The following is a 15,222-nucleotide window of genomic DNA, read 5'->3' on the forward strand; positions in this document are numbered from 1 at the left end:
GGGTCGAAAATGTATGTTTTTCTCCGATTTTGGTTCGCAATTATGGTGGTATTCGGCGGCCCTGCTTTTGCGACCGACCCGGTAAACACCGGTCTTTTTGGCGGGGTGGCAATAAAGGGCTATGACACGGTCGCATATTTTTCTGAGGGTCGAGCAATGAAAGGTTCGGAAGAGTTCTCCCACAACTGGCTCGGTACACCGTGGCATTTCGCCAACGCAAAACATCGAGACATGTTCGCGTATAATCCCGGCAAGTACGCGCCACAATATGGCGGTTACTGTACCCTTGGTGTTGGTCTGGACGGGCACGCCGCAGAAAATATCGATCCCGAAACATCTTGGCGGATCATCGATGACAAGCTCTATTTCGTCTACGCTGCAGAATATGTTGGTGAGCTTGATGGGCCTTCACGGGACGAATGGCTGGCAAAAGCCGAGGCCAATTGGCCTGAAGTGAAAGCGCGTGTTGAGCAGGAACTGAGCAACTGAAACAGGATCAGTCGACCGGCGAAAAATGAAAGACTTTTGTCGCGTTGACGTAGGTGTACATGTACTCCCCCTCGACCCCAGAGGCGGCGTTGCGATAAATCGGACCACAGACGGTTCGACCGAGTGACAATGATTCGACACGTTCGCACAACATGTCGCCCGAAACGGTCACTTCCCCCGTTGCGATGTAAGCGTTTGTACGAAATGCCAATGAACCATCTGCACCGATTTGCGTAACACCGGGGCCGATCCCTTCGACATTTCCCTGCCATGTGCGGCCGAAAGTAACGTGCCTGATTTCATCTCCGGTCAGGGGCTCACGGGTTCCGGCATCGAAGCCCCATGGCCATTTTTGTAATCCACCCCGGGTGAGCGCGCCAAGAAACAGCTTCAAGTCTTCCGCTCTGCGGAGATGTCCAAACTTCATCCGGTATAGTTCCACGGACATGTTTGCTTCTAGACGTTCCGCCTCTGTGGCTGCAGCGCGGGCATGCTCTATGCGATCTGCCAATGTGTAGGCCGCAACGAGATATGCGTAGATTTCATCGACGTTCGGTGCCGCATCGCGAGCTTGTTCGAGCATGCTGACCGCACGTTCTGGCTGGCCACTAAACATGAAGGCTAAACTGGCGTCGAGGCGGGTTCCATTAGGAAGGTTTGGGTTCAGCTTCTGTGCGGCATCGATCGCCGCAACCGCGTCGGCATGGCGGCCGCTAAAGGTATGTACGAGATTCAGTGCCGCATAGGCTTCTGCCTCGTTTGGTCCCAAGGCGACAGCCCGTTCAGCAGAGATTAGAGCGTCCTCATAGCGACCGTCGATCACCTGTAGTTCTGCAAGTACAGAGTAGGTTAAGGAGAGTTCCGCGTCGATCTTCAGCGCTTTGCTGGCGTGTTCATAGGCTCGCTTTCGAGCAACCGGGAATGCCAAAACATCGTCGTAGTTGCTACGCATGACATAGGCCTCGGTCCTCGCTATCGCCGCAAAAGCCCGAGCGAACTCAGGATCGAGTTCCGTCGACTTTGTGTAAAGAGCCAGTGCCTCGTTCAGCTGTGGACGAAAGCCTGTCCGGGCTGCATGTTCGGCGCGTAGATAATAGTCGTATGCTTCGAGATTTTGGGTCGGCAGGCGTTCGAGACGCTTCTGCTCAGACAGTGAGAGCCGGACCGAAAGAGTTTCGACAATGTGGCGGATTACCTCGTCTTGAACCGCAAAAATATCTGAAGCGTTGCGCTCAATCCGGTCAGCCCAGAGGCTGTCACCTGTTTGACTATCAATCAGCTGGGCGTTGATGCGGATACGATCACCGGCGCGGCGCACACTACCCTCTAGTACATAGCGGACGCCAAGCTTACGTCCTACTTCGCGAATGTCCACAGGTTGGTCTGCCAGGGTGAACGCCGTATTACGTGCGATGACCAGCAACCCGGAGAGACCCGAGAGGTCCGTAATCAGATCGTCCGTTAATCCGTCTGCGAAATAGTCGTCGCTGGCATCAGCGCTCAGGTTGTCGAACGGAAGCACAACAAGCGAAGGCCGATCCGCGGGAGCCTGAATTTCTTGAGAGGGAAGCGGCGAAGGGGGCGGAAGCCAAGGCTGAAACCAGAGTACAAGTCCCGCCACCACTACAGCGGTCCCACCACTGCCGAGCGTGAGCCACCACATCATGGGCCGTGGCGTGCGCGGAGGTTTACCGACGGTATTCTGCATGGCCACGCGATAGACGTCGATGGGATCGGGGATATTCTTGACCTGATGCTCGCCCATAGCCTCGAAGGGGTGATCGACCTTTCCGCGTGTGTATTCGAAAACTGCGCGCGAAACACAGATGCCCCCGGGGTGTGCCAGCGCCTCGAGCCGGGCGGCGACATTTACTCCGTCGCCATAAATGTCTCCCTCCTCTGCGATCACATCACCAACATTGACGCCGATGCGAAACAGAATTCGTTGATCGGGCGGAACATCGACCTGACGTTTCGCGACGCTCTCCTGAATTGCAATCGCACAGGAAACGGCATCGACCACGCTGGGAAATTCGATAAGGGCACCATCGCCCATCAGCTTAATAATGTGCCCATTGTGTGTGGCAACAGTAGGCTCGAGGAAGTTATTTCGCTCAGCCCGCAACCTAACATAGGTGTCCGCTTCGTCCTTCGCCATCAGACCGCTGTAGCCGACAACGTCTATGGTAAGAATTGCTGTGAGGCGGCGCTCCATTTTCCCTCGCTGATTGCGACAAAAATTACACTTGTCTCAAACACTACAGCAGAATTGGCTCACTTATGCGATGGTCCGTGCTCTCATTTCCTGTCGCTCCCGATCATTGGGCTGGCAATATCCCATAATAGTAATTTCCAACCGGCGAACGAGGAGCGTTAGTGGCCGACTTTGAACTTCGGTCAAAGTGCGTTGTGTTTCCCGGGCGGCCAATCGCTGCGCCGCCCACGAAGTTCGGCTGAGGTCCGGTCTTGTCGGCCCAGCACACTTGGTGCCGCGGCTTTTCAAAAGATGATCTACTGCGCATTGTTGCCTTCGGAGCTTGGCGCTGCGAAGGTCAGTTGTCATCCGTTTCTACCTACCCTGCCTCGTGTAACCGAATACAGAACCATGTCATTTCGGGTTGTTAGCGCCCAATGAATGCTAACGCCATAAAATAGAGCTGATAGCTACCTTTGCCAGTCGATTTGGGAGGTGCCAATTTTCACTTTCCGTGACGGCGAAAGGTTGGTTCGAGCCCATGGCAGGCGCGCGAGGGCTGCCACATTGGTTATAGGCAGCCAGAAGGGCCTCTGACTGAATTGTCAAAAGTGTAGAAATGTCGAATTTTGTAAGCGGGCCCTATAACGCAATATCTCTGGCTATTGGGCGAGGTGCCGGGGTGAGGGCAGGTATCGGTCGATAGGTGATCGCAACGCTGGCAAAGTAGGAACATTACATAGTTCACTAATACAGATTTTGGGATCCACCTCGGGACCCAAACACACTCAGCCATCTGAAGTTGGGTCCCAAAAAAGCCCTTAAGCTTTTGGGCTCAAGGGCTTTTTATGGCTCCGGCGGTAGGGATCGAACCTACGACCAATTGATTAACAGTCAACTGCTCTACCGCTGAGCTACGCCGGAATGTGAGCCGTCGTATAGGGCCTCATAATCATCACGTCCAGAAGAAAACACCGAATAAATCGTTTTTTTTGGATGCGTTGGTAGTCTTGGAAATCCGACCACAAGAAACCTGTTATTTTGGTAATTTTGGTCTCAATTTAACTGGGGTTTCTTCTGGTTTGGCCATGCTCTCAGACTGTTATAACTGACCCAATGCCCCAAACGTCTAGCGCGTATTTGAATTTGATGGATACAGGACCTTACTGGCCGACGTTTTCCGCACCCTGGGGAAATACCACCACTCAACTTACATTTAGGCGCGAGAGCTATCTAGATGTAGTGCCAGTATTCGCCCCGCCTCGGTCCATGCTTGTTGCAGAGCTGCCAGCGAAACACTTTCGTCTTGGTCGGCAGATTCAATTTCTAGCATGCATGCGCGCAATTCACTGAGGCCTAAGACAGCCGCCGACCCGGCAAGGCGATGGGCCTCGCTTTGCTGAACAGGGCTTATGCGTTCGGTTGCATCAAGTGAACTTTGCAGGCGCACGACATCTTTGCAAAAATCATCAAGAAATCCCTGAGCGCGTTCTGCTCCCAACGCCGCAACAAACTGCTGAATATCAGTATTTTCATCCTCTGATGCCAGAACCTGTATGCCGCTGGTATAAAGCCCTATCATTTCTGCCAGCTTCGCCTGAGACACAGGCTTGGTGATAACTTCTGTAAAGCCCGCACTCAGTATTTTGCCCCGATCATCGGTCGCCGCATGAGCCGTTAACGCCACGATCTCGGTATCCTCGGCCAGCTTCTGAGATCTAATTGTCTTCAGAGCTTCTATCCCATCGACACCGGGCATGCTTATATCCATAAAAACAAGATCATAACTAGAATTACGGATCGACTCGACGCCCTCAGCCCCGCCAGCGGCGCAGTCGACGAGATGCCCCTGCCTTTGCAGCATTTTTTCCAAAAGCATACGGTTAATGTCATTGTCTTCGACAACCAGCAGACGCTTGGGTTCGACGACGTCAACGACCCTGTTGGGTTGCTGTTCGTGGTGTGTGGAGATTGCGCGTAATGGCAGGGAAAACCGGAACAGGCTCCCCTCCCCTAACTCGCTTTCTACACTAATTTCGCCACCCATTTTCTCGATGATGCGCCGTGTGATCGCCAATCCCAATCCGGTGCCTTCACGTGTGCGACTGTAGCTGCTGTCCAACGTTACAAAATCATCAAACACTCGATTTAAGTCTTCTTGGGCTATGCCGTAGCCCGTATCGCTCACCCGGAATTCAATCATGTCATTACTGCCAAGCCGCTCAATTTCGACCAGTACCGCTCCTTCTTCAGAGAACTTCAGCGCATTAGCAATCAGGCTCAACAGGGCCTGTTGAATGCGTTCGACACTGCCTAGAACGATGGGCCTATCGGTTATGCGACACTGGAGACTGAGTTCAATGTTGCAAGACTGGGCAGTGGCCTGCTGACTGTCGACCAGCCTCTGCATCATTTCGGGCAGATGAAACGCCCTGTACCGCTCGGGCGTGACACCTGCATCCAGGCGGGACATCTCGAGCACTTCGTTCACGTGATGAAGCAGCAACTCGCCAGAATCCCGCATTGCTTGTAGATAACGTTTTTCTTCGGGCAGCATTTTGCTGCTCTCCAGCAGCTCGATTGCCCCAAGGATACCGCTCAGCGGTGTTCTGATCTCGTGGCTCATGACGGTAAGCAAATCTGCTTTGGCTCTTTCGCCGGCCAAGGCATCATCACGGGCACGTCGCAACTCCGCCTCCCCTTCTACGCGGGCCGTAATATCGCGCAGAAAGGCGACAAACACTTCGTCGTTGCCGGTTTTGCTCGAGGACACACTGATTTCCATAGGAAAAACGCTGTCGCCTTTGCGCAATCCTTCAAGCTGCAACAGCCCATGGTCGACAATCATACCCCCGCCCGTGGCTTTAAAACTCGCCATATTATCAATGACAAATTGGCGCAGGTGGTCTGGAATTATTAATTCGACCATACGCTGTCCAACAGCTTCGTCGCTGGTATACCCGAAGATTGCTTGGGCGGCCCCATTAAAGCTAAGAATCTTCCCGCGCATGTCGACCATCAGGATGGCATCCAACGACGAGCGTACCATCGTGCGCATACGTGCGGCTGATGCCTTGTTTGCATCCGCCAAGACCTGACCACGATGAACCAATCTCCATACGATAAGGGCTGTTAGTCCCAGTGCAATCACCAAGGCAAGCAACACCCAGCCAAGCCTTTGTAACGTCGACGACAAGTGCACTTTGTTCTCGGCATCGTTTCGCGATTCTGTAAGCAGTCCGTATTGTGCCAGCGCCCTTACATCTCGCCAGTTTCCCTCTAATGCAGTCTCGAACTCTGTTTGCGCATTCAAAAGTCCTTGGTCAGGGCCATCAATCACCGGCGCCATGTTATCCAAGCGGCTTTGTATCCTTATCAGCAGATTGAAGATGTGCTCGTTTGCACGTAAATTCGCGAACATGGGACTCTCGCGCAGTGTCGCCATCCGGCTGTAGTAGACATCGAAATTAAATCTCAGATCTTCCAGCTCTCCACCCTGGTCGACTAAATAGATGCTTTCTTTTAACTGCATATGTTCAACCTGGACTTGTGCCAAATTCCAAACCAACCGTTCCGATGCTATCGGTCCAACGTTTCCGAACGTTCCTATTTTTTCGAGTTCCGTGAGAACCATGCGACCTAACAGAACTGAAAGTGCTGTTAGCGACGCTAAAAACAAAACAGTTAGCGAAAGGGCCAGCCGAGTACTCGTTGAGGCTCGCCCGGTCTTCACCGGCGCGCGCCCTCTTTGCCATCCTCAGGCACAACTTGGATTTTGGTGATCTGCCAAATGGTGTGGGAATACAACTTTTCCCTAACCAAAGGTGGAAATTCATCATAATCATAAACCAAACGCAGGGGGCCTTTTTTGCGAACCGTCATCGGTTCACCGTTGCGCTTATAGGCAATAACCGTGCCGAATTCAGCTGCAAGCGACATATCTATATCAATCGTAAAGCCATCACCGGCCGACACTGCCAGTGTTCCCTCTGTCACGCCGACGGCCTCCATAAGCTCTACCAGACGTACCCCCGCAAAATGCTGGGCTCCGGTAAACCAGATGGTCTCTGTTTCAAAATCAACCGTGGGCATCTTACGCAGATCCTCCATGGTAAACTGAATCTGGCTTGAACTGCCGCCAAGCTTACCCGGCACTTCAACCACCAGCAGAACCGTCTCTCTTTGATTAGTTGTATCAGCAAAGCCGATCACTGGAAGCAACCAGAGAACACTAGTACGAAAAAAGGCCGTTAAACGTGTCATTTTGTACCCCCACTATAGGCGCCCCAAAACGTCCTTCCTTGGCGCCAATAATTTCGCCCAAAGCGATTGTGCCACAAAATCACATTAAACGCATTATAACCAAGGTATAGCTGACTATCCTTTAGCATAGTTGAACTAAACATATTTGAGGATCAGCCCACCTATTGGCAGGTATGCAATGGGATACAATTCGACTAAAACTTGCTTGAGGCCAGGCGCTGAAGGGGGCCAGGTATAACAATAAAAATCGCCGCTCCCCTTCCTAAAAAATAAACGCTCCCCTTCCAAAAAAAAGTAGATGGATTTGAAGCGCCTACCCTTGTAGGCTGGTGTGAGGAACTTAATCCACTCAGTGAGTTTCATGCGCATACTTTTGGCAGACGATCATGACATGGTCCGCGAAACCATATCAGCCTATCTTCACTCAGTGGGTGGGGCTGAGGTTATTTCATCGGTCAACCTCACCGATGCTCTGGATCAAATCGAAAGTACTGGCCCATTTGATCTTGTCCTCCTTGATTACAACATGCCTGGGATGTTTGGATTAGAGGGTTTATCGCGCGCCCTCAAAAGCAACGGCGGAAAAGGCGTTGCTATCTTATCCGGCAGTGCACCATCTCATACTGCGCAAGAAGCTCTGGATGCAGGCGCCATTGGCTATCTCCCCAAAACGATGGGGGCCAAATCTTTGCTAAACGCAGTACGGTTCATGAGCGCAGGTGAAGTTTATGTGCCAGTAGAGCTATTGCGCAATCAGTCAGAAGAGTCTGTTCACCCAATGGCTGAAAAGCTAAGCCCACGTGAATTCGAAGTTCTTAGCGGTCTTTGCCGCGGTCAGTCGAACAAAGAAATAGCACGAGATCTTGAGCTACAGGAAGTCACCATCAAGTTACATGTGCGCACGCTTTGTCGCAAACTAGACGCTAAGAACCGTACTCAGGCTGCACTAACCGCAAAAGAAGCCGGGCTTTTTTAACCCACGATAGAACCCGAGTTTCGACCAGTGCATTACCAGCATTCGCGCTCCGTCATGAGAGCGAACAAGCGCCGCGGTTCTTTTTACTTCCCTTTCCGACATTTTTCACCTTCTCCAAAGCATAGGAAAAGGTGAAAATTAAAGGTGTCTCTGTCGGCTTGCAGTCATTTATCAGCGTCCCGTAAATCCAAATATCCCACGCGCGCTGTCTTCATCTGAACGTTTCAACCGGCGCGGCGAAGGTTTCATATCCTTGCGAATATCAGCATCCGTCTCTAGCTTTGGGTAATCCAATTCCTGATTGGACAACAAAATCCCTCGTGCCCCGGTGGACCCGACAACTTGGTAGATATTGAGAACGGGCCACTCAAGATGCCCTCCCTCATGCAATGATTTCAAATCACTAACAAAATTGTGACATTGCTGATTTTCCACAAGCAGCACATGTTTCTGTGCCATCCTGATCAAGTTGGACAAAGCAACCATATGGCTTACCGCTGTGTGGATATGCATGATGACGGCTTGAGTATAAACCAGTTCAGGGTTCGGCCACTGGTTGGAAAAGGGCATTGTAATATCTTGCAACCCAACTTTTCCTTTTAGCTGCGGATGACGCTGCAGAGCCAAGTCCAGCTGGGTTTCGCCCCGATCGCCTCCGGTGACCTGAACATCCGGGTACAATGTCGAAGCGTTAGCCACATGGTCCCCTCCTCCGCAGCCTACTTCATGTGCCGAGGCGACGTTTAGCTGGCCAATCACTTCAAGAATCAAATGAGGGTTCGGATGGATCGCTTCGCCCGTAGATATAACGGCGCCGGTTTCGGCATCAAAACGCAATTCGTCTTTATCGGAAATCGCACGATACTCGGTTTCGACATCGCCCTTTAACCTGCGATGATAACTGTCCGCCGTGTAGTGCTCCCAATCGAAATCATCGTCATAGAATTTACGTTTCTTGTAAAAAATCTGCCGAAGTAAGTTCATTTGCGCCCCCTAAATGCTGTGGACGGCTTATCCGACGGCAAGATTCGGAGCAAGTTTTAGAAGTTCATTCTATGGGTGACATCAGAAAGTAAGCATCGTAAGAAACGAAACATGAACACACCAATCTCATCCATCCGAAACTTGGGCCCGGCATATGAAGAAGCTTGCGCCCGGGCAGGCATCACCACAGCAGAAGAATTACGTGAATTGGGAGCAGATGAAACGTACTCTCGACTTTTGAGGACCGGCTCAAAACCGCACTTCATTGGATACTATGTTCTGGTGATGGGCCTTCAGGGGCGACCTTGGAACGATTGCAAAGGTGAAGAGAAAAAGGCACTGCGTGTTCGGTTCGACGCCATCAAAGAAAGCGCGTTCGACAAGGGCCTGTCAGAACTTGAGACCGTGTTGAACCAAATTGGCGTCATCGAAAAGCGCCGCTGAACTTTCTGGATCTGCAAACAAAAAAGGGCCGCCTGTATCAAACAGACGGCCCTTTAATTTTTTGACGGCTAAGGTTTAGCCAACCAGTTCAAGACCGGAGAAGAAGTAAGCGATTTCAACAGCTGCAGTTTCTGGAGCGTCGGAACCGTGTACCGAGTTTTCGCCAACAGATTCAGCAAAGTCGGCACGAACGGTGCCAGCAGCTGCGTCTGCAGGGTTGGTTGCGCCCATGACTTCACGGTTCTTTGCAATGGCGCCTTCGCCTTCCAGAACCTGGCAAACGATCGGAGCCGACGCCATGAATTCACACAGTTCGTCGTAGAAAGGACGCTCAGCGTGCACTTTGTAGAACTCGCCAGCCTGAGCTTTGGTCAGGTGAATACGCTTTTGCGCAACTACGCGCAGACCAGCGTCTTCGAACTTGGCGTTGATTTTGCCAGTCAGGTTACGACGTGTTGCATCAGGCTTGATGATCGAAAATGTACGTTCCAGAGCCATTGGGCTTCTCCTGTTTATCGAGTTCGGACAAATCGCCCGAGCGTCGGTGAATTTATTTGGCGCTCCGGTAACACGATGGGCAGCCTTTGGAAAGGCTTCTGTTGGCTTATTGGCGAACCAAACAACACAGTCAGACAGATCATTTGCGAGCAAAGAACTGAGGCTGGCGTAGTCCTTCATGGTCTGCTACGTCCGGCCCATGTTACGCATCCAAGATATCAATTACGCGGTCGAAGGTCGGCCCCTGTTCGAAGGCGCCAGCGCCACAATTCCCAATGGGCACAAAGTGGGCCTTGTTGGCCGCAATGGCACCGGGAAGACCACACTGTTCCGCCTGATCTATGGCGAGCTGGTGTTGGAGTCTGGCGACATTTCGCTGCCCAACAAAGCCCGTATTGGCGGTATCTCGCAAGAGGCGCCATCGTCGAATGTCTCGCTGATCGATACCGTGTTGGCAGCAGACACCGAGCGCGCAAGCCTGATGGCCGAGGCTGAAACCGCCACCGACCCTCACCGGATCGCCGAGGTCCAGACCCGCTTGGCCGATATCGACGCCTGGTCCGCGGAAGCGCGTGCAGCCTCGATTCTCAAGGGTTTGGGTTTCGACGTCGAAGCCCAGCAACGCCCCTGCTCTGATTTTTCCGGCGGTTGGCGAATGCGGGTAGCGCTTGCGGCGGTATTGTTCTCCGAGCCTGACCTGTTGTTGCTGGACGAACCGACCAACTATCTCGATCTTGAAGGCGCATTGTGGCTCGAAGCCTATTTGGTGAAGTACCCGCACACCGTGATCATCATCAGCCACGACCGCGAACTGCTGAACCGCTCGGTCAATGGCATCTTGCATCTGGAAGACCGCGGGTTGACGTTCTACTCGGGCAACTACGATCAATTTGCCCGACAGCGTGCCGCCAACCGTGCGGTACAGGCCGCTGCCGCCAAGAAACAAGATCTACGCCGCGCCCACCTGCAAAGCTTTGTTGACCGGTTTAAGGCCAAGGCAAGTAAAGCCAAACAGGCACAATCCCGCGTAAAAATGCTGGAAAAGATGGAAACCATCCGCGCGCCCGAAGATGCGGCGCGCACTGTATTCACCTTCCCCGAGCCCGAGGAGATGTCGCCACCAATTATCGCAACCGAGGGTGCCTCGGTTGGGTATGATGGCAAGGCAATTCTAAGCAAGCTGGACCTGCGTATCGACCAGGACGACCGGATCGCTCTGCTGGGGAAAAACGGACAGGGTAAATCCACCTTGGCGAAGATGCTGTCGGCACGCCTGCAGGTGATGTCGGGCAAGATGACCCAATCGAACAAACTTCGCATTGGTTTCTTTGCCCAACATCAGGTGGATGAGCTGTTCATCGATGAAACGCCGCTGATGCACTTGCAACGCGAACGCCCTAACGAGGGCCAATCCAAACTACGCGCCCGATTGGCCGGATTTGGCCTAGGCGCCGATCAGGCCGATACCGAAGTTGGTCGCCTGTCCGGTGGGCAAAAGGCCCGTCTGTCGCTGCTGCTGGCCACCATCGACGCTCCGCATATGCTGATCCTCGATGAGCCGACCAACCACCTGGACATTGAAAGCCGCGAAGCCCTCGTCGAGGCGCTGACCGCCTATAGCGGTGCAGTGATTCTGGTCAGCCACGACATGCACTTGCTGAGCCTGGTTGCTGACCGTCTATGGTTGGTGTCCAAGGGCACCGTGAACCCGTATGAGGGTGATCTCGCGTCCTATCGCGACCTGCTACTGGCCAAGGACAAACCCGTCGCCAAGGCGGCGGCGCCCAAGCCAAAGCCCAAGCGCCCCTCTCGCGATGCCATTCTGGCCCTTCGATCCGAAGCCCGCAAAAGCGAGCAAAGGGTAGAGAAGCTGACGCAGATGAAGGAAAAACTGGACGCCAAACTGGGTGATCCGGAAATGTACGAACCAGAGAACAAAGATCAGGCCAAAGTCTGGCAGGGCAAGCACGCCGAAGTCATGGTCGCCCTGAACCGCGCCGAAGCCATGTGGATGAAGGCGCTGGAGAAGCTGGAAAAAGCTGAAGCCTCATGATTGATACCGCCTTTCTGATCACCTCTTTTGTGACGTTGTTTGTCATCGTTGATCCGATTGGCCTGACGCCAGTTTTCCTGGCGTTGACTCAAGGCATGAGCCCTGCCCGCCGCCGATCCGTTGGCCTGCGTGCGTGCTTCACTGCTGCAATCTTGCTGGCTGTTTTTGCCGCATTTGGCGAAGCAGTGCTGGGTTTTGTCGGCATTTCGATGGCTGCGTTCCGCGTGGCCGGCGGTGCGCTGTTGTTTTTGACTGCGTTGGACATGCTGTTTGAGCGCCGCACCAAGCGCCGCCAGGAACAAGGTGGCGAAGACGATATCGAAGATCCGTCGATTTTTCCGATGGCGATGCCACTGATTGCTGGTCCGGGCTCGATAGCGACCATGATCCTTCTGGCCGGTCAAAAGCCCGGTATTGAAGGGTTTGCCATGGTCATCACTGTAATGCTGGCCGTATTGGCGGTCATGGTTCTGATGTTCCTTGCATCGGGCGTATTTGAACGCCTGCTGGGCAAGACCGGTATCAATGTAATTACACGTTTACTGGGTATGTTGCTGGCTGCCCTTTCGGTGCAATTTATCCTTGATGGCCTTAAGGATTTTGGCTTTGCCGGGTAGCCCCGCCCTATTACAAAAAGTGCGTTTTGGGAGGATTAAAAATGGCAGATCTCGACTTCGGCCGGATGGCTTATCTGGTGTTGTTGCTGCTTGTTGTTGGCTCTTGGGTATTTGTTCAAAATCGCCAAACATTAAATAAAACCTTGCAGCAGGCGGCTATTTGGGCGTTCATTTTCTTGGGCACAATTGCGGGGTTTGGACTGTGGGACGACATTCGCCACACCGTAAGTCCACGGCAAGCCGTGATTGGTAACGGCGGTCAAATTGAGGTTCCGCGCTCATCCGATGGCCACTATTATCTGACTTTAGACGTAAACTCCGTTCCGATAACATTTCTGGTCGATACAGGGGCCACAGATATCGTTTTGAACGCAACTGATGCGCACAAAGTGGGACTAGACCCCAATAGTCTTGCTTATCTGGGCCGCGCCAGCACCGCCAATGGAGAGGTGCGAACAGCCTCTGTTCGGCTCGACAGCATTTCACTGGGAAATGTCACAGACGAAAACGTGCGGGTCCGGGTAAATCAGGGGGAGCTTGAGCAATCCCTGCTTGGGATGACCTACCTGCAACGGTGGTCCAGCATTGAAATTCGCAACGGATCTTTGCTGCTTACACGCTAACAAAGTCAGCGCCTTTCGGCGTTGACCTTTTCGCTATTTCTCTGCCTTCTTTTCCCAACCGCCGCTTTCTTCAGACCAGTACTGCGCACTGCACCCTGCATCGGTCAGCGTTTTCCACTGTCCGCGCGCGTGTTGCACTGCCTCTGGGTCGGTGCCGTCAAACAAAACGCAGACCCGTTGCAGCGCTTCAACCTCGTCTGGGGCCACCGGGGCACCTTCGATCGCCATAATACACTCGGGTGAGTTGGCCGCTTCGGCACCAGTTGTCAGCAAGATCGGCTGAAGCGCATCATGCGCCCCGCCCTGCAGACCGTGCGCCAGGAAGCTGTCTTTGCTGCCCTGCCACAACCGCTCATCCAGCCAGCCCATGCGATCCGGGTCATTGCCCCGAACCGCAATGCGCCAACCTGCACCGCGTGCTTTTTCAAGCAACACGGGCAGCGTCTGGTCCAGCGGGCCGCGTGTCAGGTGGTAAAAGTAAACCGCACCCATGTTTGCGTCACTCAGTCTCAAATCCGTCTTGGATCATCCGGCTCAACGCCGCAACGCCCCAGCCAGTTGCCCCTTTTGGCGCATATGCGGTATCCGACTTCACCGAGGCAACGCCTGCAATATCCAAGTGGATCCAAGGGGTATCATCCTTGGTGAACCGCTGCAAAAACTGCGCCGCGGTGATCGACCCGGCCGGGCGGCCACCGATGTTTTTCATGTCCGCGATACGGGATTTCAGCAAATCATCGTATCCTTTGCCAAGCGGCATTCTCCACGCGCCTTCGTCTTCGGCTGCGGCGGCTTTCAAAAAGACATTGCACAGCGCATCATTGTTCGAGAACACACCGGCATTTTCATGCCCCAAGCCTACAACAATCGCCCCGGTCAAGGTTGCCAGATCAATCATGCCCACTGGATTGAAACGCTCTTGCGCATACCACATCACGTCACACAGAACCAAACGCCCTTCGGCGTCGGTATTGATCACTTCAATGGTATCGCCTTTCATCGACTTCACAACGTCACCGGGCCGTGTCGCATTGCCGGATGGCATGTTTTCGACCAGTCCAACCAATCCCACAACATTGGCTTTAGCGCCACGCATCGCCAGAGCACGCATTGTCCCTGCCACAACACCCGCGCCGCCCATGTCCATGGTCATGTCTTCCATGCCACCGGCCGGCTTCAGAGAAATACCCCCCGTGTCGAACACCACGCCCTTGCCCACCAGAGCCACCGGAGCCTCGCCCTCGACGCCGCCATTCCACTGCATGACCACAACTTTGGAAGGACTATCCGATCCCTGGCCGACACACAGCAAAGACCGCATGCCCAGCTTTTCCAACTCGGCCTCGTCCAGAACTTCGACTTTCAACCCAAGCGCTTCCATATCGACGAGGCGGTTGGCAAATTCAGTGGTGGTCAACACGTTGGCTGGCTCGTTGACCAAATCACGGGTCATGTGGACCCCTTCGGCTACCGCCAACAGTGGTGCAAATTTCTCGCTCATGTCTTCATGGGCTTTGTGCGCGATTTTTATGGTGACGGCTGCTTTCTCGTTTCCTGCTGTCTTGTGGGCTTCAAAGGTGTAACCTCGCAGCGCAATACCGAGCCCAAGTTCAGCGGCTTTTGGCATAGACCCGGCCATCACCGTCATGCTTTTGCCAGCACCTGTTTTGGCCAATGCAGCACCAGCTTTACGTGCCTCAATTGGGGTCACCCGTCTTGGCAGCACCAAGATATCCAGAGTTTCAACTTTCAAGCCAGTCGGCCAAGCCAACGAGATTACCTGACCAGTCTTTGCTTTTGCAAAGGCATCACTGGCAATCAATCGTGCAAGTGCCCCCTTGGTCAGACGGTTGGCGCTGCGTGCAGCCTGATCCATCGTTCCCTCGGGCGTGACCAGCACCACCAAGCGCCCTTCCAGATCAGCCAGCACTTTAGGATCATAATCAGTGAATTCGATCGGTGTCAGACTGCTCATTGGGAAGGCTCCTGTTCATCTTAATAGGTTTGCCCCAACAGCTAGCCTGCGGTGTATCAATTGGCCAGTGCCCGTCTGGCACGAGGTTCTTCATTTGCAACGCAAA

13 protein-coding genes and 1 tRNA gene are annotated in these 15,222 nt (G+C 53.4%); 6 read left to right on the plus strand and 8 right to left on the minus strand.

Annotation, left to right across the window (positions count from 1 at the left end; all coding sequences use genetic code 11):
- Window positions 1-9: 9 nt before the first annotated feature.
- Window positions 10-489, plus strand: a complete 480-nt coding sequence (locus AC2T28_RS10710) for a YHS domain-containing (seleno)protein (protein ID WP_486748987.1) — start codon at window positions 10-12, stop codon at window positions 487-489.
- A gap of 7 nt (window positions 490-496) precedes the next feature.
- On the opposite strand, the gene AC2T28_RS10715 is transcribed toward AC2T28_RS10710, so the two are convergent.
- The 4 genes from AC2T28_RS10715 to AC2T28_RS10730 all read right to left on the minus strand — a co-directional run bounded on the left by AC2T28_RS10715 (window position 497) and on the right by AC2T28_RS10730 (window position 6,946).
- Window positions 497-2,704, minus strand: a complete 2,208-nt coding sequence (locus AC2T28_RS10715; protein WP_486748988.1) for an adenylate/guanylate cyclase domain-containing protein — start codon at window positions 2,702-2,704, stop codon at window positions 497-499.
- 828 nt (window positions 2,705-3,532) lie between these two features.
- Window positions 3,533-3,607: transfer RNA gene (locus tag AC2T28_RS10720), tRNA-Asn, on the minus strand.
- 292 nt (window positions 3,608-3,899) lie between these two features.
- The gene (locus tag AC2T28_RS10725; protein WP_486748989.1) at window positions 3,900-6,215 is read right to left on the minus strand and encodes an ATP-binding protein; all 2,316 of its coding nucleotides are present in this window, start codon (window positions 6,213-6,215) and stop codon (window positions 3,900-3,902) included.
- Window positions 6,216-6,412: 197 nt separating this feature from the next.
- On the minus strand, window positions 6,413-6,946 hold the full coding sequence (locus AC2T28_RS10730; protein ID WP_486748990.1) for a putative pterin-binding protein: 534 nt from the start codon (window positions 6,944-6,946) through the stop codon (window positions 6,413-6,415).
- 361 nt (window positions 6,947-7,307) lie between these two features.
- On the opposite strand from AC2T28_RS10730, the gene AC2T28_RS10735 reads away from it, so the two are divergent.
- Window positions 7,308-7,922 carry a response regulator gene (locus tag AC2T28_RS10735; protein ID WP_486748991.1) on the plus strand — a complete coding sequence of 205 codons (615 nt, stop codon included), beginning with the start codon at window positions 7,308-7,310 and terminating at the stop codon, window positions 7,920-7,922.
- Window positions 7,923-8,093: 171 nt separating this feature from the next.
- Here AC2T28_RS10735 and AC2T28_RS10740 read toward each other — a convergent pair whose 3' ends face one another.
- Complete coding sequence (locus AC2T28_RS10740; RefSeq protein WP_486748992.1) at window positions 8,094-8,906, minus strand: class I SAM-dependent methyltransferase; 813 nt, start codon at window positions 8,904-8,906, stop codon at window positions 8,094-8,096.
- A gap of 111 nt (window positions 8,907-9,017) precedes the next feature.
- Here AC2T28_RS10740 and AC2T28_RS10745 point away from each other — a divergent pair, with 111 nt between their 5' ends.
- A complete protein-coding gene (locus AC2T28_RS10745) occupies window positions 9,018-9,350 on the plus strand; it encodes a TfoX/Sxy family protein (protein WP_486748993.1) in 333 nt (110 codons plus the stop codon).
- Between the two features lie 75 nt (window positions 9,351-9,425).
- Here AC2T28_RS10745 and ndk read toward each other — a convergent pair whose 3' ends face one another.
- Window positions 9,426-9,848, minus strand: a complete 423-nt coding sequence (ndk, locus tag AC2T28_RS10750; protein WP_486748994.1) for a nucleoside-diphosphate kinase — start codon at window positions 9,846-9,848, stop codon at window positions 9,426-9,428.
- 199 nt (window positions 9,849-10,047) lie between these two features.
- Between ndk and AC2T28_RS10755 the strand changes: the two genes are divergently transcribed.
- The 3 genes from AC2T28_RS10755 to AC2T28_RS10765 are packed head-to-tail and all read left to right on the plus strand — an operon-like array spanning window position 10,048 to window position 13,141.
- The gene (locus AC2T28_RS10755; RefSeq protein ID WP_486748995.1) at window positions 10,048-11,901 is read left to right on the plus strand and encodes an ABC-F family ATP-binding cassette domain-containing protein; all 1,854 of its coding nucleotides are present in this window, start codon (window positions 10,048-10,050) and stop codon (window positions 11,899-11,901) included.
- Window positions 11,898-12,518, plus strand: a complete 621-nt coding sequence (locus AC2T28_RS10760) for a MarC family protein (RefSeq protein WP_486748996.1) — start codon at window positions 11,898-11,900, stop codon at window positions 12,516-12,518. Before AC2T28_RS10755 ends, AC2T28_RS10760 begins: the two co-directional genes overlap by 4 nt.
- Window positions 12,519-12,559: 41 nt before the next feature.
- Window positions 12,560-13,141, plus strand: a complete 582-nt coding sequence (locus AC2T28_RS10765; RefSeq protein ID WP_486748997.1) for a retropepsin-like aspartic protease family protein — start codon at window positions 12,560-12,562, stop codon at window positions 13,139-13,141.
- Window positions 13,142-13,174: 33 nt separating this feature from the next.
- Here the strand turns inward: AC2T28_RS10765 and AC2T28_RS10770 are convergent, their stop codons facing one another.
- Together AC2T28_RS10770 and AC2T28_RS10775 are read right to left on the minus strand one after the other, a co-directional pair.
- Entirely contained in the window at window positions 13,175-13,633 is a 459-nt protein-coding gene (locus AC2T28_RS10770; RefSeq protein ID WP_486748998.1) for a DNA polymerase III subunit chi, read from the minus strand.
- A gap of 7 nt (window positions 13,634-13,640) precedes the next feature.
- Window positions 13,641-15,116 (minus strand): leucyl aminopeptidase, encoded by a 1,476-nt coding sequence (locus tag AC2T28_RS10775; protein ID WP_486748999.1) that lies wholly within the window; start codon window positions 15,114-15,116, stop codon window positions 13,641-13,643.
- Between the last annotated feature and the right edge of the window lie 106 nt (window positions 15,117-15,222).

This window comes from Parasedimentitalea nitratireducens, assembly GCF_057444295.1.